This is a genomic window from uncultured Devosia sp., assembly GCF_913055165.1.
GTDB lineage: Bacteria > Pseudomonadota > Alphaproteobacteria > Rhizobiales > Devosiaceae > Devosia.
Genome location: NZ_CAJXJS010000008.1, coordinates 64,654 through 86,705, shown reverse-complemented (window position 1 = coordinate 86,705; position 22,052 = coordinate 64,654). Strand labels below are relative to the sequence as shown.

At 61.4% G+C, this 22,052-nt stretch carries 23 protein-coding genes; 17 read left to right on the top strand and 6 right to left on the bottom strand.

Going from position 1 to position 22,052, the window contains the following annotated elements; all coding sequences use genetic code 11:
• Nucleotides 1–483 (top strand): phosphotransferase (locus tag QZ564_RS04895; RefSeq protein ID WP_297105538.1); only part of this gene is annotated, 483 nt, incomplete at its 5' end.
• A 20-nt stretch (nt 484–503) separates the two neighbouring features.
• Complete coding sequence (locus QZ564_RS04890; RefSeq protein WP_297105535.1) at nt 504–1,877, top strand: aspartate aminotransferase family protein; 1,374 nt, start codon at nt 504–506, stop codon at nt 1,875–1,877.
• Between the two features lie 97 nt (nt 1,878–1,974).
• Here the strand turns inward: QZ564_RS04890 and QZ564_RS04885 are convergent, their stop codons facing one another.
• The gene (locus QZ564_RS04885; protein WP_297105532.1) at nt 1,975–2,109 is read right to left on the bottom strand and encodes a hypothetical protein; all 135 of its coding nucleotides are present in this window, start codon (nt 2,107–2,109) and stop codon (nt 1,975–1,977) included.
• A 370-nt stretch (nt 2,110–2,479) separates the two neighbouring features.
• On the opposite strand from QZ564_RS04885, the gene QZ564_RS04880 reads away from it, so the two are divergent.
• The 8 genes from QZ564_RS04880 to QZ564_RS04845 all read left to right on the top strand — a co-directional run bounded on the left by QZ564_RS04880 (nt 2,480) and on the right by QZ564_RS04845 (nt 10,458).
• Nucleotides 2,480–3,241: a PRC-barrel domain-containing protein gene (locus QZ564_RS04880; protein WP_297105529.1), complete on the top strand. Its 762-nt coding sequence runs from the start codon at nt 2,480–2,482 to the stop codon at nt 3,239–3,241.
• Between the two features lie 231 nt (nt 3,242–3,472).
• Nucleotides 3,473–4,768 carry a mechanosensitive ion channel family protein gene (locus QZ564_RS04875; RefSeq protein ID WP_297105526.1) on the top strand — a complete coding sequence of 432 codons (1,296 nt, stop codon included), beginning with the start codon at nt 3,473–3,475 and terminating at the stop codon, nt 4,766–4,768.
• 218 nt (nt 4,769–4,986) lie between these two features.
• Nucleotides 4,987–6,219: a hypothetical protein gene (locus QZ564_RS04870; protein ID WP_297105523.1), complete on the top strand. Its 1,233-nt coding sequence runs from the start codon at nt 4,987–4,989 to the stop codon at nt 6,217–6,219.
• 261 nt (nt 6,220–6,480) lie between these two features.
• Nucleotides 6,481–7,524 (top strand): AI-2E family transporter, encoded by a 1,044-nt coding sequence (locus QZ564_RS04865; protein ID WP_297105521.1) that lies wholly within the window; start codon nt 6,481–6,483, stop codon nt 7,522–7,524.
• Between the two features lie 572 nt (nt 7,525–8,096).
• Nucleotides 8,097–8,459, top strand: a complete 363-nt coding sequence (locus QZ564_RS04860) for a hypothetical protein (protein ID WP_297105519.1) — start codon at nt 8,097–8,099, stop codon at nt 8,457–8,459.
• 257 nt (nt 8,460–8,716) lie between these two features.
• On the top strand, nt 8,717–8,893 hold the full coding sequence (locus tag QZ564_RS04855) for a DUF3008 family protein (protein WP_297105516.1): 177 nt from the start codon (nt 8,717–8,719) through the stop codon (nt 8,891–8,893).
• An 81-nt stretch (nt 8,894–8,974) separates the two neighbouring features.
• Nucleotides 8,975–9,427: an ion channel gene (locus QZ564_RS04850; RefSeq protein ID WP_297105513.1), complete on the top strand. Its 453-nt coding sequence runs from the start codon at nt 8,975–8,977 to the stop codon at nt 9,425–9,427.
• Between the two features lie 581 nt (nt 9,428–10,008).
• Nucleotides 10,009–10,458: a hypothetical protein gene (locus QZ564_RS04845; RefSeq protein WP_297105510.1), complete on the top strand. Its 450-nt coding sequence runs from the start codon at nt 10,009–10,011 to the stop codon at nt 10,456–10,458.
• Here QZ564_RS04845 and QZ564_RS04840 read toward each other — a convergent pair.
• Nucleotides 10,455–10,928, bottom strand: coding sequence for a hypothetical protein (locus QZ564_RS04840; RefSeq protein WP_297105507.1), 474 nt, complete (start codon nt 10,926–10,928; stop codon nt 10,455–10,457). The genes QZ564_RS04845 and QZ564_RS04840 overlap by 4 nt on opposite strands.
• 81 nt (nt 10,929–11,009) lie before the next feature.
• The gene (locus QZ564_RS04835; RefSeq protein ID WP_297105504.1) at nt 11,010–11,684 is read right to left on the bottom strand and encodes a TetR family transcriptional regulator; all 675 of its coding nucleotides are present in this window, start codon (nt 11,682–11,684) and stop codon (nt 11,010–11,012) included.
• 95 nt (nt 11,685–11,779) lie between these two features.
• Here QZ564_RS04835 and QZ564_RS04830 point away from each other — a divergent pair, with 95 nt between their 5' ends.
• The 6 genes from QZ564_RS04830 to QZ564_RS04805 are packed head-to-tail and all read left to right on the top strand — an operon-like array spanning nt 11,780 to nt 16,853.
• Nucleotides 11,780–12,700 carry an ABC transporter substrate-binding protein gene (locus tag QZ564_RS04830; protein WP_297105501.1) on the top strand — a complete coding sequence of 307 codons (921 nt, stop codon included), beginning with the start codon at nt 11,780–11,782 and terminating at the stop codon, nt 12,698–12,700.
• Nucleotides 12,701–12,702: 2 nt separating this feature from the next.
• Nucleotides 12,703–13,503, top strand: coding sequence for an ABC transporter ATP-binding protein (locus QZ564_RS04825; protein ID WP_297105499.1), 801 nt, complete (start codon nt 12,703–12,705; stop codon nt 13,501–13,503).
• Entirely contained in the window at nt 13,500–14,306 is an 807-nt protein-coding gene (locus QZ564_RS04820; RefSeq protein WP_297105496.1) for an ABC transporter permease subunit, read from the top strand. The genes QZ564_RS04825 and QZ564_RS04820 overlap by 4 nt, the downstream gene beginning before the upstream one ends.
• Nucleotides 14,303–15,049, top strand: a complete 747-nt coding sequence (locus QZ564_RS04815) for an ABC transporter permease (RefSeq protein WP_297105490.1) — start codon at nt 14,303–14,305, stop codon at nt 15,047–15,049. The genes QZ564_RS04820 and QZ564_RS04815 overlap by 4 nt, the downstream gene beginning before the upstream one ends.
• Before the next feature lie 53 nt (nt 15,050–15,102).
• Nucleotides 15,103–15,885: a cyclase family protein gene (locus QZ564_RS04810; protein WP_297105487.1), complete on the top strand. Its 783-nt coding sequence runs from the start codon at nt 15,103–15,105 to the stop codon at nt 15,883–15,885.
• Nucleotides 15,882–16,853: a fumarylacetoacetate hydrolase family protein gene (locus QZ564_RS04805; RefSeq protein WP_297105484.1), complete on the top strand. Its 972-nt coding sequence runs from the start codon at nt 15,882–15,884 to the stop codon at nt 16,851–16,853. The genes QZ564_RS04810 and QZ564_RS04805 overlap by 4 nt, the downstream gene beginning before the upstream one ends.
• A gap of 424 nt (nt 16,854–17,277) precedes the next feature.
• Here QZ564_RS04805 and QZ564_RS04800 read toward each other — a convergent pair whose 3' ends face one another.
• From QZ564_RS04800 to QZ564_RS04790, 3 genes are read right to left on the bottom strand one after another with little or no spacing between them, the layout of a single operon-like run.
• A complete protein-coding gene (locus QZ564_RS04800; protein ID WP_297105481.1) occupies nt 17,278–18,762 on the bottom strand; it encodes an aldehyde dehydrogenase family protein in 1,485 nt (494 codons plus the stop codon).
• Between the two features lie 32 nt (nt 18,763–18,794).
• Nucleotides 18,795–19,964 carry an alanine racemase gene (locus tag QZ564_RS04795; protein ID WP_297105478.1) on the bottom strand — a complete coding sequence of 390 codons (1,170 nt, stop codon included), beginning with the start codon at nt 19,962–19,964 and terminating at the stop codon, nt 18,795–18,797.
• A gap of 20 nt (nt 19,965–19,984) precedes the next feature.
• Complete coding sequence (locus QZ564_RS04790) at nt 19,985–20,851, bottom strand: GNAT family N-acetyltransferase (RefSeq protein ID WP_297105475.1); 867 nt, start codon at nt 20,849–20,851, stop codon at nt 19,985–19,987.
• Between the two features lie 207 nt (nt 20,852–21,058).
• Here QZ564_RS04790 and QZ564_RS04785 point away from each other — a divergent pair, with 207 nt between their 5' ends.
• Nucleotides 21,059–21,988 (top strand): ornithine cyclodeaminase family protein, encoded by a 930-nt coding sequence (locus QZ564_RS04785; protein ID WP_297105472.1) that lies wholly within the window; start codon nt 21,059–21,061, stop codon nt 21,986–21,988.
• Nucleotides 21,989–22,052: the final 64 nt, after the last annotated feature.

Genomic DNA, 22,052 nt, shown 5'->3' with positions numbered 1-22,052 from the left:
GGGGCTGCCATGGCACACTATGCGGATTTCATCGCTCCCGAGATCGCCAGTCTGGACTGGCAAGTCACCCACAACGACGCCAGCCCCTTCAACATGATGGCCACTGACCATGGCATCGGCTTCATCGATTTCGGCGATGGCGGGTGGAACCCGAGAATTCAGGATCTCGTCATTGCCGCCAGCCACACGGTGACGGACCCCTGCCTTCCCCTGGGTGGGGCCGAACAGCTCATCGCGGGTTACAACGCGATTATCCCGCTCTCCGGATTGGAGGCGCGGCTGCTCGTCGGGCTGATGCGGGCGCGCCAAAGCGCGCTGATCCTCATCAACTATTGGCGCTCGCACCTTTTTCCGGCCGAGGCTGCCTACATCAACAAGAATGTCGCCCGTGCCGAGCGCGGGCTTTTGATCCTTTCCCAGCTAGACGCGGCCTCGGCCGAGGCGGCGGTCCTAGCGGCCACCCAAAGACGCTTCACTGATTGACCCGGCACCAGAGGCAGCACATGTCCACCGATCTCATGCCAAACCGCTTTAGACCCGGCGAAGTCGACCTTCCCAAGCGCGAGGCCGAACTGATTGCGCGCCGCGACGCGGTCCTGGGGTCCTCTTACCGGCTGCAATACCGCAAGCCGGTCCACTTCGTGCGCGGCGAGGGCATGTGGCTCTATGACCCTGACGATCGGGCATATCTCGATTTCTACAACAACGTGCCGTCCCTGGGGCACTGCCACCAGGAAGTGAATGCCGCCATGGCGGAGCAGGCCGGCAGAATCAGCGCCAATACGCGCTATCTCGAACCCAGGCTTGTCGACTATGCGGAACGGCTGGTCGCAACCTTTCCTAAAGAGATCAACCGCGTCGTCTTCACCTGCACCGGCAGCGAGTCCAATGACCTGGCTCTGCGCATCGCGCGATTGGCCAGCGGCAATGAAGGCGTCATCGTTTCGGCCTATGCCTACCACGGCACCAGCGCCGCCGTTGCCGCCGTGTCTCCGAACCTGGGCGATGCGGTAAAGCTCAGCTCCAATGTGCGCGTGGTCTGCCTGCCGGGCCCCGAAGGCGTGCCGGAAACTCAGGCCGCAGACTTCTTCGAAGCGCAGGTCAAGGCGGCCATACTCGACCTCAAGCGACGCGGCATTGGCGTCGCAGCCCTGCTTGTCGACAGCATCTTTTCGAGCGACGGCGTCTGGATCGACCCGCCCGGCTTCATAGCCAAGGGCGTGGCCGCGGTGCGGGAAGCGGGAGGCCTCTTGATCGCCGACGAGGTCCAACCGGGCTTCGGCCGGACCGGCGCGCATATGTGGGGCTTTGAGCGCCATGGTGTCGTCCCGGACCTGGTGACCCTGGGCAAACCGATGGGCAACGGCTTCCCGATCGGTGCCGTCGTTGGGCGCAGGGCACCCATGGACAGGTTCGGTGCCACCGCTCGCTATTCTAACACCTTTGCCGGAAACACCGTTGGCATCGCGACGGCCGACGCCGTGCTGACCATTCTGCAGCGTGACCGGATTCCGCAGAACGCGCTGGCCATGGGCGAGCGCCTACGGGCCGGGGTGGATGCACTCGCCCAGCGTCACCAGGCTATCCGCGCCGTCCGCCATGCCGGGCTGTTCTTCGGCATTGATATGGGCCTGGACACCGCCCCGCCGGAGGAACGGCGCGCGCTTGCCTTGGACGTTGTCAATACGATGCGTGATGATGGCGTTCTCATCAGCACCACCGGGGCCAATGAGGACACGCTCAAGGTGCGCCCGCCGCTCGTCTGCCAGGCAGAACATGTTGACCTGTTCCTCGCAACCTTCGAGCGAACCCTCGACCGGGTCGCCGTGAACTCGCGAAGCCCGACCTCAAGGAATGCTGCCCGTACCCGCCGATGATAGATGCGCCGACGGCTGCCAAGGGCTGAAGTCGACTGACAGGACTTGGGGCGCGAGAAGCACCCCCGCAACCGCGTACTGCGAGGGTGCCGTTCACCTAAAACGGAAGCTGGTGCGCCACGCGCTGGGTCGATATCCAGCGCTGCTTGGTGAACCCGCCGAGGGCATTGCCGATGGAAAGGCTCGCCGCACCCTGTGCCGCCGACGACATGGAGGTGATGGCACCGGGCAAGGAAGTGGCCGCTCCGACAAATAGCGCACCCGCCACAACTCGCCCATATGCGTAATGTCAGCGAGTCTATTGGCAACCTCCGACAACCGCGTGCCAGCCACCGCAATAGCGGCCGCGCTGACGAGGAAGACAGCTATGATTACCCAGAATGGCAGAGCAGAACTCCACTGCATTGCTCTTCGCTGTCCACCGTTGTGGGCAGTCCCTCACTTTTGCTGGCCTCAACAACAAAGTAATTCGACCTATCCGCAGGCGTTCCGTCATCGAGACTGATGGTGCGCCATTGGTGTGAGTTAATGGAACCCTGTCGAATAAAGAGGATTGCCTCTCAGAGCTTCACTAATTTGACAGTCGGGAGGTCAATGTTCACATGAAGATCATCACCACCTATGAGATGCCTGCCATTTTGAGCGGCGCGATGATACTCGCTTCTTCCTCCCTTGCGGGGCCAGTGTGGGCCCAACAGGGACCGAAAGGTTTGAACCATGAGCGACTTTATGCGGAAGGGGTGAGCGCGGCCCGCGTTCTCGAGGCGACGCGCGTTATTGGTCCTGAGGGCGACGTGATCGGCGACGTTGCCAATCTGGTGATGTCTTTCGAGGGTGAAATTCTGTCGGTGATCGCCAGCGTCGGAGGACGGTGGAACATCAATTGGGATATCGGCGAAACCTTCGTCAACGTGCCTTGGGAAGAGGTGACATGGACCGACGCGGGTCTTGAGATACCGCTCGAAATCCAGTCCGTTGACGCCTATCCGCTGGTCGCGGACAATGCAGTTTCCGCTCGGCAGGCCGGCGCGGACATGACGCAAGTGGCTGAAGACGTAAATGTACTCCGGGCCTTCAAGGTCACCGAGCTCATTGGTGATTACGCGCGCCTCCAAAGTAATGACTATGTCGGCTATGTGAGCGACATCCTATTTGACCGCTCTGGCAACTTGCGCGCTGTTTACGTGGTTCCCGATCCAGATTCCCCGATCACCGGAGGCACGGCCTATCCATTTGTGCAGGGGGCTGGCACGTTCGACCCGTCCACCAGCTACTACGATATCGGCTTTACGGAAAACGAGGCCGTGCTTTTTGACCAATTTGATCTGCAGCAACTCGAGAGCGAGCGGCAAATCTCTCCGTAAGCCTGCGAATAGAGAGCCACTACATAGTTGTCGTGATGGCAAGCGTGTGAGCACAGCGCCCGGCGCTGGCCGGATTTCTGGGTTATCGTGCACGGAACACTGCAAGGACGTCGCGCATTCCGCAATATGTCCTGTCCGAACCCAATCCACGTCAGCCGCCTGCTCTGCGCCGTCGTGCTTGTATGGGCCTTCAAATGCGCCGCGTTGCTTGCCCAGGACGCTCCAACGACGGTGAACCGAGAATTCACCCCGAGCGTCCCAGAAGCACAGATACCTGTTTCCACCGAGGTTCCTGAAAAGGCGATTGCGGCGCGGCTGAGGGATATCCTCGCCTCGACAGGCTGGTTCACTGACATAGAGGTTGGCGTACGTCAGGGTGTTGTGACCATAGACGGTATCAGTGACAGTCCAGAGCATCGCAGCTGGGCTACTGAACTCGCCAACAGCTTGGAAGGCACGATAGCCACCGTGAACCGGCTCGAACTTGGGGTCGACTTTGCATCGACTTTCGACCGTGCAACGTCGGAAGGGGAGCGACTTTACCGGCGCGTGGGACAAGCGCTACCTCTCGTCGTCCTCGCCACAGGCATTGCGACTGCCGCTTGGTTTGTTTCAGCTCTGGTGGCTAGGATGGCCCGCCGCGCTTTGCGGAATAGGATTCCTTCACCACTGCTTCGCGGCGTTGTGGTCCGGGTAATTTCTATTCCCGTCCTGTTGTTGGGCATTTACTTCGTGCTGCAGGTGGCTGGCCTGACCCGCCTCGCCGTCACCCTGCTTGGTGGGACAGGTCTTGTTGGCATTATTGTCGGGTTTGCCTTTCGAGATATCGCCGAGAACTTTCTCGCCAGCCTACTCCTAAGTGTCCGAAACCCATTTAGTACGGGCGATCTCATCAACGTCGCCGGGGAGACGGGTGTAGTGGAAAACCTCAACACCCGCAGTACAGTTCTCCTCACGCTGGACGGCAACCATGTCCAAATCCCCAATGCCACGGTTTTCAAGAGTACAATACGAAACTACTCAAGCACGCCCACACGTCGAGCCGAATTTCTGGTTGGCATTGGCTACGACTCGTCTGTGGCCCACGCTCAGATGCTGATCTCGGGCATATTGCGTCAGCATCCGGCCGTCCTCAACCGTCCCGAGCCGCTAGTGCTGGTGGACGAACTGGGCGCAGCTACGGTTAACCTGCGGGTGCAGTACTGGTTCGACAGCCGGACCTATTCCCCGGCCAAGACGAATTCTGCGCTACTGCGTCAGACCAAGAATGCATTGCTGGACGCCGGTATAGAATTGCCAGATCCGGCTCGCGAAGTGGTATTTCCGAAGGGCGTTCCGCTGGTCCAAACGCCGGACCCTGCCACACAAGTCACTTCCACCGGAGAAAAAGTGCGCCGGGAGAGGGATGCCGTTGAGATGCAGGAATCGACGGAAGGTGAAGGCGACTTGTTCAATGACACGGACGAAGTTCGCGACCTCGCAGTTGGAGCAGCACCAGAAGCAGAAAACAATCTCCTCAAACGGTGAGGAGTTTCAGAATGCACGGCCGCCAGCGAGGGACAATCTTGGTCCCCATACCGCCTTCGAGGCTAACCCCAACAACATCCACACCATCGTTCGGAACAATTGACGTCTTCGTTTCTTGCTCTGCCGTGGGCCGAACTTCATCGAATAAGGGTGTGAGGATCTCTCACCCCGATTTCGACACACGTTTGGGCCGCGCACGAAGAACTCCGGAGATGAGCATGAAGATCACCCGAACCGTCAGCATGACTCTGTTGGCAACCAACGCAACCGCAAGTGTTATGCAGCCAGCCCAGGCCCTTGAAGCACAGGCCTTTATTGATCGTGTCGAAGCCGTCTATCGCCATTTTGGCTATGAGCTGGATTTTGGTCCAGCCACGCTTGAGGGCAACACAATCACCGTGCAGGGCGTGACCGCTAATTTGGTGGGTGGGGAGGGTTCCGAAAGCGCCCAAACTGAAACCACGTTTACTTTTTCAGGGGTCACCGAGCGGGACGACGGCAGCTATCTGGTCGATAACGTGACAGTGCCGGATCTCGACACCCCCATCAAGGCCGAGCCCCCGGGCCACATTACCCTGGCCGATATCCGTGCCGAGGGGCTCTTCATCCCAGCGGGGGAGCCAACTGTGACGGATGGGCTGCAGCTTTTGCAGCGGATATCGACCGGGCCGCTCGCCGTCACGCGCGAGGGCGAAGAAGTGATCACCATGGAATCGCTGGACGCAAGCAGCACGTTCGAGCCCGAGTTGGGTGCCAGCGATCTCACCATGGTTTCGTCCGAAATGAAGATCTCTGGCCTCTGGGCCGATCTGACGACCCTCAACGAGGTGGTAGATGCCGAAGCCAGCGCCATGCTGGAGCAGGTCGGGCTGAGTGAAGTCAGTGGCGATGTCACCCAGACCCTGACCTGGTCGCTTGAAGACGGACATATGGAGATGGAACATTTCCTGTTCGACTTCGCCGATCTAGGCTCACTCGACCTCGCCTTCGACGTCATGGGTGTCACGCCCGCCCTTCTTGAGGAAGCCAACACCCTGGGTGAGATGCATTCGGCTGTTGAGGAACTCAGTGAAGAAGAGCAGCAGGCCCAGTTGGTGGAAGGCATGGCACTTCTTCAGCATGTTGAGATCGTTTCGGCCTCGATCCGATACGAAGACGCCGCGCTGGTGGGGAACCTGCTCGACTATTACGCCGACAAGGCCGGTGTAGACCGCGCCACCTTTGTCGAGTCCCTTCAGGCGCAGGCTGCAAACATGCTGGCAGACGTTGGCGTTGTCGCCTTGTCCGATCTGTTCGATCCTGCCATCGACAACTTCCTCGATGATCCCCGGAACTTGGAGATCTCGATCAATCCGGCAACTCCGTCCTCGGTCCTCGTGCTGATGGCAGCGGCGACTAATCCTGAGGGCCTCATTGCGGCTCTCAATCTGAACGTAGACGTAAACCAATAAGCCCTGGATAAATCCGATTCAGAGCGGCGAGAACCGGCACTGATTGCGCCCAGCAATCGCCGGGCCTCGCGGCAGTGATATCCCGGCTCGCTTCTCCGACGTGAGACTATCGCCCGGGGCAATGACCGAAGTCAGTCCTGCAGGCTGGACGGAACGGTACCGTTCGCACTGATGTTTCCGTTCTAAAGCGACCTCGCAGCGGATGGGTCGAGCCTGCCCCCCGCCTATCAGTGTCGACCTCTCCATAAAAGGAAGTATTACATGCCGGCAGGCAGCAAGAGCAGTTCCAATAGGATCGGTTCTCCTCTCTGGATCGCACGGGCCACAGCCGTTGCGGCTGGTGTCGTGTTGCTGGTGTGGATGGCTTGGAGTGTTGCACATGTCTTCCTTCTCCTCTTCGGAGCCATAGTCCTGGCAACAGTTCTCAGGGCGGCCGGTGACGGCGTGAAGCGCCTCACGCATCTGCCCACGAAGTGGTCCCTGCTTCTGGCAGAACTGCTCATTGCTGCGTTTCTGAGTGTCTTTCTGTTCCTGCTCGGCAGCCAGATTGCCTCCGAGTTCTCAAGCCTGGCCGAGCAAGTACCCGATGCGCTCTCTGCGGTTGGCAATCGCTTCGATATCAGTGTGATGGACAGCCTGCGCGACCAGGCAAGCCTGAACTGGCTCGGTCGCGTCCTCGGCCTGGCGCCTGGCATTGCAGGTGTGCTCTCCAGCTTGATCGTGGTCGTCGTGGGCGGATTGTTTCTGGCGGCGCAGCCGGAGATGTATCGTGAGGGCACGCTCAAACTCATTCCTCCGGCGCAGCGAGACGCACTACGAACCGCTGTGCTGAAGGCCGGCCAGGCTCTGCGTCTGTGGTTGATCGGCAAACTCATTGCCATGTCGGTGATTGGCGTCGTCACCTATATTGGTCTTTGCATCCTGGGCGTCCCCTCTGCGCTAGCCCTCGCCCTTGTCGCCGGCATCCTTGAATTCATTCCCTTCCTAGGACCAATTATCAGCTTTATCCCGGCAGCCTTGATCGCGGTCGCACATGGCGGAGTCACAGTCTGGTGGGTGGCCGGGCTCTACCTTTTGATCCAGCAGGCTGAAAACAACCTGCTCGTTCCTCTAATACAGCAGCACACCGTCGAGCTGCCGCCGGTGCTCGGCCTGTTCGCGATCGTGATGCTGGGGGTTCTGTTTGGTCTTTTGGGGATTGTTTTCGGAGTGCCGCTGACGGTAGCGCTCATGGTGCTAGTGAAGCAGCTGTACCTGCGGGATACTCTGGGCGAGGAAACCCATATACCCGGAGAAAAGAGCTGACGTGACTAGCTGCAAACTCTGAGAGTGGCCTAGCCCATGCATGTCACGCCGAGCCTCCAATGTGTTGGGGTGGCGAATACTATCGCATCGCCCCAAGCACGAGCAGGGCAATCTTTCGCCCCGCGCCGTCGGCCCGTAGCACGACACCGGCGGTGGTGTAACTGGGATCAAGCAACGTTCCGCGATAGCTTGCCTGGCTAATCCATTGATTGACAAAGCTTTCGATATCAGCACGTGTCGGTCGCTCACCGCATCCGCCGCATGCCCCGGCGATTGTAGAAATACTACTCCATCCGGCCCGCGCATCAACTGGCTTGGCGGTTGAGCGCAAACTTGACGTCATGGATTATCCTCCAACGCCGCAACGGCAGCTTCAGTGGTTAGTTCCATTCCGCGGTCAAGCCTAACGCACGTAAATCTGTCGCGGTCCGCCGAAGGGCTTAGCGCCGAGGCTTCACCAGGCTGTTGCGCCCTGCGGCTCTCGGTGATCTCCGCCAGGTCGCTGATATTATGGCGTGTCCAGGCGGAAACAGCTTCCCCGGATGACCGACCACGTTTGATATGCAACGCGCTTGAAGCGCTGGCGTTACAAGTTCAGAATCCTGCGCGGCATTCGTGGCGCTCGCGTACTGGGCAGACGGGGAGAGATGATGTCTAACGGCGAATTCAGCAATTTCGAACTTGAAGGCCGCCTTTCTGCGCAGCGCCAGGTTCTGGCATGGCTGCTTGCCCGGATCGTGACCTCACCTGAAGCCCTTTCTGATCTTGAGGCGCATCTCGACCAGTCGATCCCACCGCGGGACCATCAGGAGGACCCGGGTGCCGTTCCCGATGGCGGATATGCCGCCCTTGCTGCAGCTGGCTTCGAAATCAGACTGTTGCTTGAGCCTTTGAAGCTCGACCTGAGTCATGCGCGCGGGGTGTCAAGCCTATAAGTGACGGAACTGTGAGCATAACCACGTTTCATTTGGGCGAGTCGTTCCAAACACAACACGGATCGAATGCACGGCCAGCGATGGAAGGGCGATGGAAGCAACACTTGACGAAAATCTTCGTGCCTCCGCTGCTCAATGTGCTGAATGTAAGAACAGCTCCGGTCACTTTTCAGTTATGTTGATGACCGACTAGGGATCGAGACAACGCCCCCCAGAGGACGGCGGCCCCAAAGCCGCTAAAACAGGAACCCGAACAGATGGCCGCAGGCGCGGCGCTTTCGGCCGAGCGTGGCGACATCAAGGTCAGTGATTTCGAGGGCGCCTCCTGCTCGATGTACAAGTGCATGAGCGAAAGGAACTCAAGGAAATGGCCTCGGGCGGCTTGCGGTCACCGGACAGTCGCCGATTGTGTTGATAGCGGCAATGCCGACTGAGCTCTAGCCGACACCGCTAGGGGACGCCAACCCCGTTAGCCGTCCTGGGGAACGAAATCTTTGCAGGGGGCTTCTCCGCGCATGCAGAATATTATCTTCGACATCGGCGTGAGCTTGTTGGCGTCCGTGGTCCTTTTGGCTGCGTCCGTGTTGCTGCACTACAATGTGATGATATGGACCCGCTCCCGTCTCTCCGGCAGCGGGTTGCGCAGGCCGACTGGTGCGTTGGTCGGCATGTTTGCCCTGGTGGCGGCGCAACTAATCGCAGTTCTGATCTACGCTCTTGCATATTTTGGTCTCGGACTCTGGGGAGGGCTAGGTAGCTTGGCTGGCCAGATCGAGGGCGGGTTCATCGATCCGTTGTATTTCTCGTTGATGAGCTACACGACCCTGGGGGTCGGCGATATCTACCCCTTGGGCGGGTTTCGAATTATATCGGGTGTCGAAGCGCTGAACGGCTTCGCTATGATTGGTTGGACCGCCTCGTTCGCATACACACTTTTCCGCGACGGATGGCACGAGCCGTCCAGCTAGATAACTTCGATAAAAAAATCGCCCCACCGACAAACATCCTGTCAGCCCCGACTGCTACAGCATGCCGGAGCGCGACGCTGATACCGGCAGTGGCAGGTCCAGATCCCGCTAAGGGCCAAGGTCGTGCTCGACATCGCTTCTGCGGAACCTCATCCACCTTCTTGCGTTCCGATAGCGCGTGCAGACAGTCCCCCATTGAACGCACGTACGCTCCAGCGGCCTGTCGCGCTGGAGCTCTGTCTATCTGAGCTCCCCTCAGGCCCCGACGGCTCCGGCTGTCGGGGTATTGTTTTGTGGCCGGCACAGGGTTCCGCCCACGCTTCTGTCCCGGCCGGCGATACGCCAACGCTGCTTTGACCTGGCTCACAGTGACACCTAGGCCCGTCGCCAGTTCCTCCTGTGATAGGTCGGGATTGGCTTCCCGCGCCCTGCGGATATGCTCCGCAGTGTTCAGTTTTATCGCAATTGTCATGTTGGCCTCGATCGTCTGAGTGCCCAATCATAATTCGTGAACAAATGCGGAACAAGTGCTTGACGCCGAACGGACTCGGTCTTCAATCCGAGCAGCAAAGGAGGCGCCAATGCCAAGCACCTGGCAATGGGTCTATCGGCACCGCAACCCCAACCACCCCGACCTGCGCGGAATGTGGCCTAACGAAGCCGAGGCACGCGAATGCATCGGCCTGTTGCTCGTGCCCATGTACGACCCCTGGCGCAACAAGGTGTTGCGCGATTGGTGGGAGCTTCGTCACAAAAACAGCGGCCAGGCTTTGCTGTTCATTAGCGCCGATGGTGACGAGCTGGCCGAGGAATACGCTACGCCGGTCGCGGAACGCGCCAACTGGGCATATATGCGCGAGGAGCCAGAGTGGTCAGCGCCGCCGCATTCGCTGGCGCTGATAGACTATCTGCGATCCACGTCGGGGGTGTTCTTCGAGCCAAACTTTGGATCGCTGTTCAATCAGATGACTGGGGCGGATGCTGAGAAGTCGGATTGGGAGCAGGACGTGCCATACACGGGAGAGGGTTAGGCCGCCGCCTGTTGTGCGGCATCCATCTCACGCAATAGCGCATAGATCGCCTTCATCGACTCGCCCCAGGGTGACCAGCGGCCGAAGCCAACTGACTGCAGGTTGCCCAGTATGCCGTGCCGGCTCACAAATTCCGCCAGCGCTGGACCAGCCCGCTTGATCAATTCAGCGGCGCTGGTCTGGCGCTCTTGCTTCAGCTTTGCCGCCCATAGCACGTCACAAAGCGGTGCACTGATCAGCATTGAAGGGTTCGTCAAATAGAACAATGCGCGGCGTTCGCCGCCTATGTCGGCCAAACCTAAGAACGCCTTTACGATAGGAGCTTCCCGCGCCGCGCCCGGTTGCCCGCTCCAGCGCCTCGACTTCAGCCGCGTTGATGCTTTCCAAAACGCGCTGATATTCAGTCGCAGCGCCGACAGTCTGGCTATAGGATTGAGCGTTTGCCATTGCAGCTTCGGCTTACCGACCACGGCCTCGGCCCATCTGCGATGATGGTGCCGTCTGGTGATCCTCGCCTCTCATACGATAGTATTCGCCTTAATGCTTCCAGCCTATTGAGGCACGATGTGACAGGCCGAGGCAATGCCGCCGGAGCAGAAATCGATAAGGACATTCTCCAATTCCGACAGGGCCATGCGGTCGCGTTGATCGGAGAGGGAAGAAATCCGCACGGTTGAGGCCACGATCGAGAGCATGCTCGAAACCGCCATGACAAAGGCCGAGGCGAGGCGCGTGCGGTCGATGCCCGGGTATATTCGGACGATCGCCTCCAGATATTCACGGGCCACCGGATCATAGTGATCCTTGACCCGGGGGTACCAGCGTTCGTCGCTGACCAGATGGGCGATCAGCCTCGTATAGGCCTGCCATTGCGGGTCCCCGCTTGAGGCCATGCCTACATAGGGGTGGACGTAGGAGGCCATGATATCGCGCAAGGTCGGGACGTCCGGTGGGGCGGCGAACAGTTGTGCCAGTGCCTTCCGCCGCTCTTCGGAGAGAACGGAGACCCGCCGCTCGACAATGGTATCGAACAGCTCGGCCTTGCTGCCGCCGTGAAACCCCACCATACCGAGCGTGACACCCGCTTCCTGGGCAATCTGACGGATGGATACCCCGTCAAAGCCGACATCGGCGAACAGGCGCTCGGCCGCATCCAATACCTTTTCCCTTGTTGCCTCACCGCGCACGATCCGGCCGTCTATCTTGGCTGCTTCCTTCTGCGTCATTGGGAGAGGCCTCTCGTTCCTGCTTGACTAATTATACATACGTATGAATATTAAGGTCAACCCGATCCAGTCGGGTCTACCAAAGGGAGGACAACTTGGTAAGGTTTGTAACGGCTCTGGCGGGCCTATTCGCCCTTGTTGCGGTTCCGACCGCTGCGCAGCCCTTGACCTTGGGAACAACGCCCAACCCGGCACCGGCCGCCGTGTTCGTCGCCGACGACCAGGGACTGTTCGAAACCTACGGGGTCGACGTGGAGGTACAGATCATTGCCACCGACGCCACCATCCCGGCCGCATTGGTTTCCGGCTCCATTGCCCTCGGCTCGGTGACCCCGACAACTCTGCTGAGCGCGGTTTCTAACGGCATCGACCTGGTCGTGCTGTCCGGCACGACGGTGACCACGCATGATTCAAAGGACGTCGCCATCCTGGCCGGCACGAACTCCGGCATTGCAGCGGCAGCCGACTTTGCTGGCAAGACGGTCGCCGTGCCCAGCCTGGGCGCCGTGCTGGACGTCATGCTGCGCACATGGCTCGTCCAGAACGGCGTCGACCCAAAAAGCGTGCGGATCGTGGAAATCCCGCTTCCCCAGCACCCAGACCAGCTCAAGGCCGGGCAGATTGACGCGACCATCACGGTGGACCAGTTCGCCCAGCGCATCCTGGGCGAAGGAACCGGTATCCTCATCTCGAACCCACTGGCCGAACTACCGGAGGGCCAGATGGCCTCGGCGGTCGTCGCCATGCGATCCTGGGCGGAAGCCAACCCCGATGCTGTGGCGGCGGTGCAAGCAGCACTCACCGAAGCCGGCGCCCTGGGAACCTCAACCCCAGATGTGCTTCGCGCGGCCCTTGGCAAGGCCATGAACTTGCCCGAACCGATCATTGCCCGCATCGCCCTGCCGTTCCTTGACACCGAGCCGAAGGTCGAACAGCTCGACTGGTGGTCCAGCCAGATGCAGGCCCATGGCATGATCTCCGGCCAGGTCGATACTGCCGCGCTAATCTGGAAATGAGCATGGCGCTCGCGATGGATCGTCCCAGGGAGACTGCCATGGATCGCGTCATCCAGTTCTCCAACGTGTCGCTTGCCATTGGCGGGCGACACATCCTGGACGACATCAATATAGACATCGCCAGAGGGGAGTTCGTCGCCATCGTCGGACCCTCCGGCTGCGGCAAGACAACGCTGCTGCGGCTACTGGCGGGCCTGGCTGCGCCAAGTTCGGGCGAAATCCTGCTCGACGGCACACCCGTACGCGCGCCCCGGCAGGATGTGGCGGTCGTCTTCCAGGACTATGGCAAGGCCCTGCTCCCCTGGCGCACGGCCTCAGGCAATATCGCCCTGGCGCTCGAGGCGATGAATGTGCCGCGTGATCAGTGGCCGGCGCGTATCGCGGAGCTGCTGGCCACTATGGGGCTCGAGAGGGACGGCGACAAGCGGCCCGGCGAAATGTCGGGGGGAATGCAGCAACGGCTGCAGATTGCCCGGTGCCTGGCTCAGCAACCAGGCGTGCTGCTGATGGACGAACCGTTCGGCGCGCTCGATGCCATCACCCGGCAGTTGCTGCAGGACGAAGTGCTGGCCCTGGCCGAACGCACCGGCATGACGGTCTTCTTCGTCACCCATGACCTTGAGGAGGCCATCTACCTAGGGAACCGAGTCGTGGCGCTGAACGCCAGTCCGGGCCGGGTCGCCAGGACTTTCCCCATCGACTTGCCGCACCCGCGCGACCAATTGTCGACGCGTGAGCATCCGACCTTTCTTGAACTGCGGCATGACCTGTTCAGCTTCATCAAGGGCGGCACGGGCAAATGAACCAGGCAGCACCCCTTCGGCAGCCGATTCGGGCCGCACGGCCGCTGCCAGTCGACCTACGCCCGTTCCTATTGCCACTGGCCGTGGTCGGCCTAGCCGAAGTCATGGCCCTGCTGTTTGTACCGGCCGACAGCTTCAGCCTTGCCGCACCCCATCAGATCGCGGTGGAATTTGCCCGCATGCTCGTCGATGGCACGTTCCTCGTGCGTACGCTCGAGACACTGGGCGCCGCCATGGCAGGCCTTGCTCTCGGCGGTCTTCTGGGCCTGGCGGCGGGCGTGATGCTTGGCCTGTCGGAGGCGGCCGACAAGGTCACCTCGATGACCGTCGAAGTGCTCCGGCCGATGCCGCCGACGGCTCTGATCCCATTGTCGCTTTTGGTCTTCGGCTTCGGTCTGACGATGGAGATCGCCATCGTTGCCTTCACCACGATCTGGCCAGTCCTGGTGCTGGGCCGGGCCGCCGTGCGGGAAACCGAACCGAGGCTGATGGAGGTGGCAAAGGTTCTGCGCATGTCGTTTTTCCGCCGCCTGACGCGCATCGTCATCCCGGGCGCAATTCCACGCATCTTCGTTGCCTTCCGGCTGGCGGCGGCCATCGCGCTAATCGTTTCGGTCACTGTCGAAATCGTCGCCAACCCCCGCGGCCTTGGCTACGGCATGATGCTGTCGTCGCAAGCGCTGCGCCCGGCAACCGCATTTGCATTCCTGGTCTGGATCGCCATTGTGGGCTGGGGCTTCAACAGGGTCCTCATCCTCGTCGAACGCCACCTCTTTGGTGGCCTGCAGGGGGATGCGCGATGAGAGCCATCTGGTTTTTCGCCAGCCTCGCCTTCACGGCATGCCTGATCGGTTTGTGGCAGCTGGCATCGGCGACTGGCCTGGCCTCGCCAATCTTTCTGCCGGCGCCAACCCGGGTGTTGGATGCATTGGTGGCGGGGTTTTCCAGCGGCGCGATGCCTGCGAAGCTAGGCGCCACGACGGCCCGCGTCTTTGTCGGCTGGGCGCTTGCCTCGCTTCTTGGCGTGGCCCTTGGCGCACTGATCGGTGTCTCGCAGCGCGCCCGGATTTACATCGCGCCTTCGCTTGAGTTCCTGCGCCCGCTTCCCGTCTCCGCGCTGGTGCCGATCTTCATCGGATTGCTAGGCTATTCAGAGCAGATGGTGCTGGCTGTCATCGCCTTCGGCGCATTCTGGCCCTGCCTGCTCAGCACCATCCACGGCTTCTCTGCCGTCGAGCCGCGCCTCTACGAAGTCTCAAAGGTATTGGGACTGTCGCGCTGGTCGATGATCCGCAAGATTGCTCTGCCCAGCGCCTTGCCCGACATCATTGCCGGCATGCGTGTCGGCCTGACCGTGTCACTGATCCTGGTCGTGGTCGGTGAAATCCTGGGGAGCCGGGAAGGCATCGGGTACGATATCCTCCTCGCGCAACGCGCCTTCAAGTCGCCGGACCTCTTCGCGGGGATCATCCTGCTCGGCCTGGTTGGCTATGCCAGCGCCATTGCGATCGACTGGCTCGAATCCAGGCTGGTGCGCTGGCGATGAACAGTCCGGCCCGCAAAACCCAACTCCCGCTACCCTCTACCGGACCATGCCGCATGAAGCTGATCGACCTCTCGCGCCCGCTGGAAAATACCGCATTCGCCGACCCGCCGGGACTTGGACCCTCCATCGAGTATTTCTCCCATGCGCAGACGGCCAGCCAATTGCTGTCGTTCTTCCCCGGGGTCAGTCAGCAGGACTTGCCGGGCGGAGAAGGGTGGGCGGTCGAACGGGTGGTCCTCTCCACGCATAACGGCACGCATCTGGATGCGCCCTACCACTTCCATTCGACCATGGATGGCGGCCAGCGCGCCATGACGATCGACGAGGTCCCGCTTGAGTGGTGCTGGGGACGCGGCGTCAAACTCGATTTCCGTCACTTTCCCGATGGCTATATCGTGCAGCCCGACGACGTCGAAAGCGAGTTGGCTCGGATAGGACATGACCTCCAACCCGGTGACATCGTCCTCGTCAATACCGCTGCAGGCGCACGCTACGGCACGTCAGGCTATGTCAATTCCGGTTGTGGGGTAGGCCGCGAGGCGACGCTGTTCCTGACCGAGCGGGGCGTCAGGATTGCCGGGACGGACGCCTGGAGCTGGGACGCACCCTTCTCCTACACGGCCGCAAAGGTAGCGGAGACGGGGGACGCGAGCCTGATCTGGGAGGGGCACCGCGCTGGAATGGTCAGGGCCTATTGCCATCTGGAAAAACTGGCCGACCTCGAACGCCTGCCCTCGACGGGCTTCGACGTCGTCTGCTTCCCGGTCAGCATCAAGGGCGCCAGTGCCGGCTGGTGCCGGCCCGTCGCCATGATCAAACCGCAGGACAATGCATGAAGCTCGCAACCTATAACGACGCAGGCCGTCAGACTCTCGGTGCCCTGACACCCGGCGGGCAACACTTGCTCAATCTCGCCACTGCCGCACAGGGGCGCGACAATGGCGCTTTCCGCTCGATGCTCAGCCTGATCGAGGCGGGTGACGAGAGCCTGGCCCTTGCGCGCAGTCTCCTCGTTCAGGGTAGTTACCCCGATGCGGCACTCGTGCCTTTGGACGTTGTCCGGCTTCTGGCGCCGCTTCCCGTGCCAACCCAGATCCGCGATGCCTCGGTGTTCCCCGATCACATTCGCCAGGCGCCGGTGGGCATGCGCCGCATGGCCGCGCGCCTGGCTGGTCAGCCAGAGCCGGAACTGGCGCCGGAACCCGATGTTCCGCCGGTGTATCGCGAGCGCCCCATCTACTACCTGAGCAATCGCTTCAGCGTCATCGGGCCCGAGGAAACCGTACGCTGGCCCCGATACTCCCAGGTCATGGACTATGAGATCGAATTGGCGGCGGTGATCGGCCGCAAGGGTCGCGACATTTCTGTCGAACAGGCCGCCGACCACATATTCGGCTATACGATCTACAACGACTTCTCGGCACGCGACACGCAATGGGCCGAGATGCAAGGCATGCTCGGACCGGCCAAGGGCAAGAGTTTTGACATGGGCAATGCCATGGGTCCCTGGATCGTCACGCCCGACGAACTGGGCGATGTCCGGTCCCTTCGCGTGAGCGCGCGCATCAACGACGACACCATCCTCGAGAGCGACTTCTCACAGATGCTGCACGGCTTTGACGACATCATTTCCTACATCTCGCGCGACGAGACGCTTTACCCCGGCGAAGTCATCGGTTCGGGCACCGTGGGCAATGGCTGCGGCATGGAGACGGGCCGTTTCCTGTCCGATGGCGATGAAATCGAAATAGCCATCGACCGCATCGGGACGCTGCGCAACCGGGTGTTCTGCCAGCACAAGTGACTGACGACCCGGCCGGTGCGGCAGACAGCATCAAGGGATAAAACACGCCGGCATCCCATAGCGGATCGGCCACGGGGGACGCATGCCGCTGTGCCGGAGGGGGTCGGCTGGGGCCCGCCTATGGCCTGGGAATCAGGAGTGTCGAGTTCGGACGTCCCTACCAACGCCAAGGACCGCGACGATACTGTCATGGGTCTCGAAATGACCGCCGGCGTAAAGGCCGGCATTGGCCCTCCATGCGGTCAATACTTTGCGGAATGATGGCGTGCTGTTCAGCACCACCGACGCCCCTGAAGACGCGCTCGAGGCGGACCCGCCGCTTGTGTGCCAAGCCGAGCGCGAGAACGTTGGATTTTGACAGATTGCAGCTTCCGGCAGCTATGCCGGAAGCGGCTCAATAGAGATAGGAAAGCGCTCAAGCGCCTCACGCGTCCGGATAATACCCCAGTATGGACTTGATCTCGAGGTATTCGATCATGCCTTCGAGGCCGTATTCGCGGCCATTGCCGGACTGCTTGTAGCCACCGAAGGGGGCATGGGAGTCCCAGGCCGGGTGGTTGAGATGCACCTGGCCGGATCGGATCTGCGACGCAATGTGCCGTACCAATTCCATATCCCGCCCCTGTACATGGGCTCCAAGGCCGTAGACCGTGTCGTTGGCGATGGTGACAGCTTCCTCGACCGTGTCATAGGGAAGGATACAGAGTACCGGCCCGAACACTTCGTCCTGAGCGATGCGCATGTCAGTGCGGACGTCGGTGAAAATGGTCGGCTTGACGAAGAGGCCGACATTGAGCCCCCCTGGCCGCCCCTGCCCGCCAACCAGCAGCTTGGCGCCCTCGGCAATTGCGTCGCCCACCATGGCCTGGATACGATCGAACTGCGCACGATTGGCGATGGCGCCATGCGTCGTCGTCTCCAGCAGCGGGTCGCCCACAACGATCTCCGCCGCGGCCTTTGCGGCGAACGCCTCGACTTCAGCCAGACGCTCGCGCGGCACAATCATGCGCGTAGGAGCGCTGCACGATTGCCCCAAATTGCGGAAACTGGCGGCAACACCAAGAGGTACCGCACGCGCAAGATCGGCATCGGGCAGGATCACGTTCGGTGATTTCCCACCCAATTCCTGAGCCACGCGCTTGACCGTTACGGCAGCGGCCTGGGCCACTGCAATGCCGGCGCGGGTCGAGCCGGTGATCGAAATCATGTCGACATCTGGGTGGGCAGCAAGCGCTCCACCCACTCCAGGACCATCTCCATGCACGAGATTGAACACACCGGCAGGAAACCCTGCAGCCTCGATTGCTTCGGCGAACAGTAAGGCGCTCAGCGGCGACAATTCACTGGGCTTGAGAACAATGGTGCATCCTGCCGCCAGCGCCGGGGCCACCTTGGCCGTGATCTGGTACAGCGGCCAGTTCCATGGCGTGATCATTGCGCAAACGCCGATCGGCTCTCGGACGATCGCAGTCTGGCCGCGTCTCTCGATGAACGAGAATTTCGTCAGGACCTCGCGTGCCGTTCGGACATGGGCGATGGCCAGCGGCACCTGGGCGCTGCGGGCATAGCTGATCGCGGCACCCATTTCGAGCGTCAGGCATTGGGCAATGAGTTCGGCGCTCGCTTCCAGCTGCTGTTGCAGACGCTCCAGAAGAGCGGCGCGTTGGGCAGGTGTCGTCTGGCTCCAGGTATCGAAGGCCCGCCGCGCTGCCGCAACGGCCATATCGACATCCTGCTCGTTCCCCAGCGGGACCTGGACGACAACCTCTTCGGTAGCCGGATTGACGACATCGGCCAGGGCTGCCCCGCAGGGGGAAACCCATTGGCCGTCAATGTAGAATCGGCCGAGGTGGCCGTTGTCGGCGAGGTGCCTGAGCGGGGATGTCGCGCCGCCTGATGTCATCTTCATCTTGCTTCGAGCCTCTTGTCGTGGCGGCAGCTTCACCAGCCGCGAATGCGGTCCCAACGGGCCTCGATACCGGCGTCCTCGCCCTCGACGACGCTGTAGAAGGTGTGCTGAGCGGCCATGGCGCAGGCATGGTTGGGCAAGATGCGCACCCGCGAACCGATGGGCAGGTCCGGCATGACCCTGTTCGAGCCGGGGCGGATAGAAATAATGCCGTGTTCCTGGCTGGCCTGTGAGACGATCACATCCTCCAGCACATGGCCTTGTTCGTCGCAGACTATGCCATAGCCCTGGTCCACGAGCTGACTCGCAGTGCCGCGATCGCGCGACAATGCCATCCATCCGGCATCCACAAGGATCCAGCCCTTCTCGGGCTTGGCGCCGATCACCGAGGCAAGCACGGAAATGGCGATGTCGTCCTTGCTGCAGACCCCGACCCCGTGCTGGACGAGGTCGAAGAACATATAAACACCGGCGCGCAACTCGGTGACGCCATCGAGGTTCTGGGCAAAATGTGCGGTTGGCGTGGAGCCGAGGCTGACAATGGGGCAATCATGGCCATGCGAACGCAGGATTTCGGCGGCGCGAACCGTTGCAACCCGTTCGTTCTCCGCCGCGGCCACCAAGGCTGCCGGCGAGTTGAGACCATAGGATTCCCCGGCATGGGCGAGCACCCCGGCAAGCCTGGCGCCAGCCCCGACGACACGTTCGGCCACCTCGATCACGGTCGGATCATCCGGCTTGAGACCACCGCGATGATCGTCAACGTCCAGTTCGATCAACACCGAGGGAATAACACCGGTCGCCTCGCGCACCTCGGCCAAGGCATCAGCCTGTTCTACCGTGTCCAGTAGCAGCTTGATATCGGCACCGGTGCGCTTGCAGATCTCCATGGCGCGCAGGGCGGATGCTGGTGACAGTCCCACCGCATACGTCATGTCGCGATAGCCGTGGCTCGCAAAGTACTCCGCCTCGGCAATAGTCGAGACGGTGATGGGTCCAGGACCATCTGGAAAGACAAGGCGTGCTACATCGATGCTCTTGGCGGTCTTCATATGCGGGCGCAGCACCACACCCAGCTGCCGGGCGTGATCAGCCAGCCTGGAGATATTGCGGGTGAGCTTGCCGCGATCGAGCAGCAGAGATGGGGTAACGATATCGTGGACCGTTTGCGACGACGGATTCAACTTTACTGCGGTTTGCATGGCTTGCACGGTCCTCATCACTAGCCGAAAGATTGGTTTGCAAGGGCGAACATGGTGGCGGGGACGTCGGGTTCTGGCAGCCGCCCCTTGACCATGGCGATGGCCTGACCGACCTGTTTCAGGCCGATCTGTTCCAGCCAGCCGCTAAGTCCATCCTTTGCATAGACGTCCAGGCGCACAAATTCGCCCTGGAGCATGACGAGGTGAGCCTCGATCAGGCACCGCGCGTCGTCCGCACTTTCAGCCGCACAGGGACCGATGACGTAGCCGCGCCCGAACCTGCGAGCGATTGCATAGCCCACAAGGCGACCGGCGCGCTCCAGCACTAGAGTATTTCCCGCCCCGCACAGGGCGGCCACCATGGATGAACGGGCGAGCCCCGTGGCGCGCTGGTCGAAAGCTTGGACTGCCGGCAGATCGGCGGCGTTGGCCGGCCGAATACCGTCTCCTTCGCGACGCCGGAAGGATGTCGCTGGTACGCCTTGGTGCTGATGTACGCGACCCCAGGGCACAAATCCGCGCCGCTGGTAGAGCGTCAGCCCCTCGTCGGTTGAATTGAGCAGAATGTTGCGGCCTTCCAGCGTCGCAAGCAGGCCATCGAAGAGCCGGGAGCCATTGCCGCCGCCCTGCGCCGACGCCGTGACGATGATCATGCCGACCGAGGCATAGTCTTCGCCGTAGCGCCACGACATGGCCGTACCGATCACTTCGCCCGCACGCTCGAGCACAAGTCCGTGGCCGAGCTGGGCGGCAAACGCCCAGTCCTCCAAGCGGTAGGGCCAGCCCATTTCTTGTGACAGTCTCAGGCCACTGGATACGCACTCGGCATCGAATGGTTTCAGCTCGATCGCGTCGACTGAAGTCTCTCTCGCGCTCTGGGTTGCCATGGGTGCAATAAAGTCCGGCTTCTGTTGAAGTCGCAGACAAAGTGACACTGCTTGGCCAGACACCCATGCCGTTTCTCGTGGCCAAGTCGGCGGGATCATTCGTTTTTGCCGGTCAATCGACACAATTGGCGGTGGTGGTCCGGGCAATGATGCAGCCTACCCCCTACCCTTGGCTTGTGGCGTTCCAGCCCCAATTGGAGACATCGGATGATCTATGTGAGCGAAGAAGAGTCCGCCGCAATGGTGACGCACGAACTGGCGTTCGAGGCAGCGCGTCGGGCTCTGGTAGCCGCGGCCTCAGACCAGAGCGGCGTCTTTCCGGCCGTTCTCGGTCATTCCAAGGACTCGACCAACAGGTTCTCGATAAAGTCGGGCTGGTCCGCCGAATTGACCGGCGTAAAGGTCGGCTCCTTCTGGTCCGGCAATCCCGCTATCGGGCTGCCGCGGCACAATTCGACCATCGTGCTGCTCGACCAGCGCACCGGCCGCCTCCGCGCCGTCATCGAGGCAGGCAAGGTCAATGCCTACCGAACCGCAGCCGCCGATGCCGTTGCCGCCGATCTGCTTGCGCGCAAGGATGCCAGAACCCTCGCGGTCTTCGGTGCCGGTAATCAGGCCGGCTACGAGATTGCCGCCCTGGCGAGGGTCCGTCCGATCGAGGAGGTGCTGGTCGTCTCCCGTCCGTCCGAGCGTCTCGACGCCTTTGTCGAGCAGGTTGCCCGAAGCGGCCTCAACGCCCGCGCGGCGTCCGCCGAAGCGGCGGTGCGCGCCGCCGATATTGTCGTCACCGCCACCCCCTCGCGCGAACCGCTGTTCGAGGCCAGCTGGGTTCGCCCCGGTACGCATGTCGTCAGCATGGGGTCGGATGGTCCCGGCAAGCATGAATTGCCCACCGAGCTCTATCCGCGCGCTAGGCTGTTCTGCGACCTGCGGTCCCAGTCCGTCGAAATCGGTGATTTCCAGCATGCCCGCCGGGCGATCGAAGCGGGCACCTTGAAGGTCACGCAGATCGGCGACGTCATAGAGGGACGGGCCCCCGGACGCCGCAGCGAAGAAGAGACCACCGTCTTCGACAGTTCCGGGATATCCCTCCAGGACCTGTTCATGGCCGATGCACTCATTCGCGCCAAGACATAGCAGGGCTGAAAACGCCAAGCCGAGGGAACTGCTGCGGCAGTTCCCTCGACCCTGCAGATCTTTG

What these genes read in the sequence shown, in the direction of transcription:
- QZ564_RS04850 (WP_297105513.1), top strand. Translation starts at nt 8,975, where the DNA reads ATGCAGAATATTATCTTCGACATCGGCGTGAGCTTGTTGGCGTCCGTG.
- QZ564_RS04790 (WP_297105475.1), bottom strand. Translation starts at nt 20,851, where the DNA reads ATGGCAACCCAGAGCGCGAGAGAGACTTCAGTCGACGCGATCGAGCTG.
- QZ564_RS04880 (WP_297105529.1), top strand. Translation starts at nt 2,480, where the DNA reads ATGAAGATCATCACCACCTATGAGATGCCTGCCATTTTGAGCGGCGCG.
- QZ564_RS04870 (WP_297105523.1), top strand. Translation starts at nt 4,987, where the DNA reads ATGAAGATCACCCGAACCGTCAGCATGACTCTGTTGGCAACCAACGCA.
- QZ564_RS04825 (WP_297105499.1), top strand. Translation starts at nt 12,703, where the DNA reads ATGGCGCTCGCGATGGATCGTCCCAGGGAGACTGCCATGGATCGCGTC.
- QZ564_RS04865 (WP_297105521.1), top strand. Translation starts at nt 6,481, where the DNA reads ATGCCGGCAGGCAGCAAGAGCAGTTCCAATAGGATCGGTTCTCCTCTC.
- QZ564_RS04810 (WP_297105487.1), top strand. Translation starts at nt 15,103, where the DNA reads ATGAAGCTGATCGACCTCTCGCGCCCGCTGGAAAATACCGCATTCGCC.
- QZ564_RS04890 (WP_297105535.1), top strand. Translation starts at nt 504, where the DNA reads ATGTCCACCGATCTCATGCCAAACCGCTTTAGACCCGGCGAAGTCGAC.
- QZ564_RS04785 (WP_297105472.1), top strand. Translation starts at nt 21,059, where the DNA reads ATGATCTATGTGAGCGAAGAAGAGTCCGCCGCAATGGTGACGCACGAA.
- QZ564_RS04795 (WP_297105478.1), bottom strand. Translation starts at nt 19,964, where the DNA reads ATGCAAACCGCAGTAAAGTTGAATCCGTCGTCGCAAACGGTCCACGAT.
- QZ564_RS04855 (WP_297105516.1), top strand. Translation starts at nt 8,717, where the DNA reads ATGGCCGCAGGCGCGGCGCTTTCGGCCGAGCGTGGCGACATCAAGGTC.
- QZ564_RS04805 (WP_297105484.1), top strand. Translation starts at nt 15,882, where the DNA reads ATGAAGCTCGCAACCTATAACGACGCAGGCCGTCAGACTCTCGGTGCC.
- QZ564_RS04820 (WP_297105496.1), top strand. Translation starts at nt 13,500, where the DNA reads ATGAACCAGGCAGCACCCCTTCGGCAGCCGATTCGGGCCGCACGGCCG.
- QZ564_RS04800 (WP_297105481.1), bottom strand. Translation starts at nt 18,762, where the DNA reads ATGAAGATGACATCAGGCGGCGCGACATCCCCGCTCAGGCACCTCGCC.
- QZ564_RS04845 (WP_297105510.1), top strand. Translation starts at nt 10,009, where the DNA reads ATGCCAAGCACCTGGCAATGGGTCTATCGGCACCGCAACCCCAACCAC.
- QZ564_RS04815 (WP_297105490.1), top strand. Translation starts at nt 14,303, where the DNA reads ATGAGAGCCATCTGGTTTTTCGCCAGCCTCGCCTTCACGGCATGCCTG.
- QZ564_RS04835 (WP_297105504.1), bottom strand. Translation starts at nt 11,684, where the DNA reads ATGACGCAGAAGGAAGCAGCCAAGATAGACGGCCGGATCGTGCGCGGT.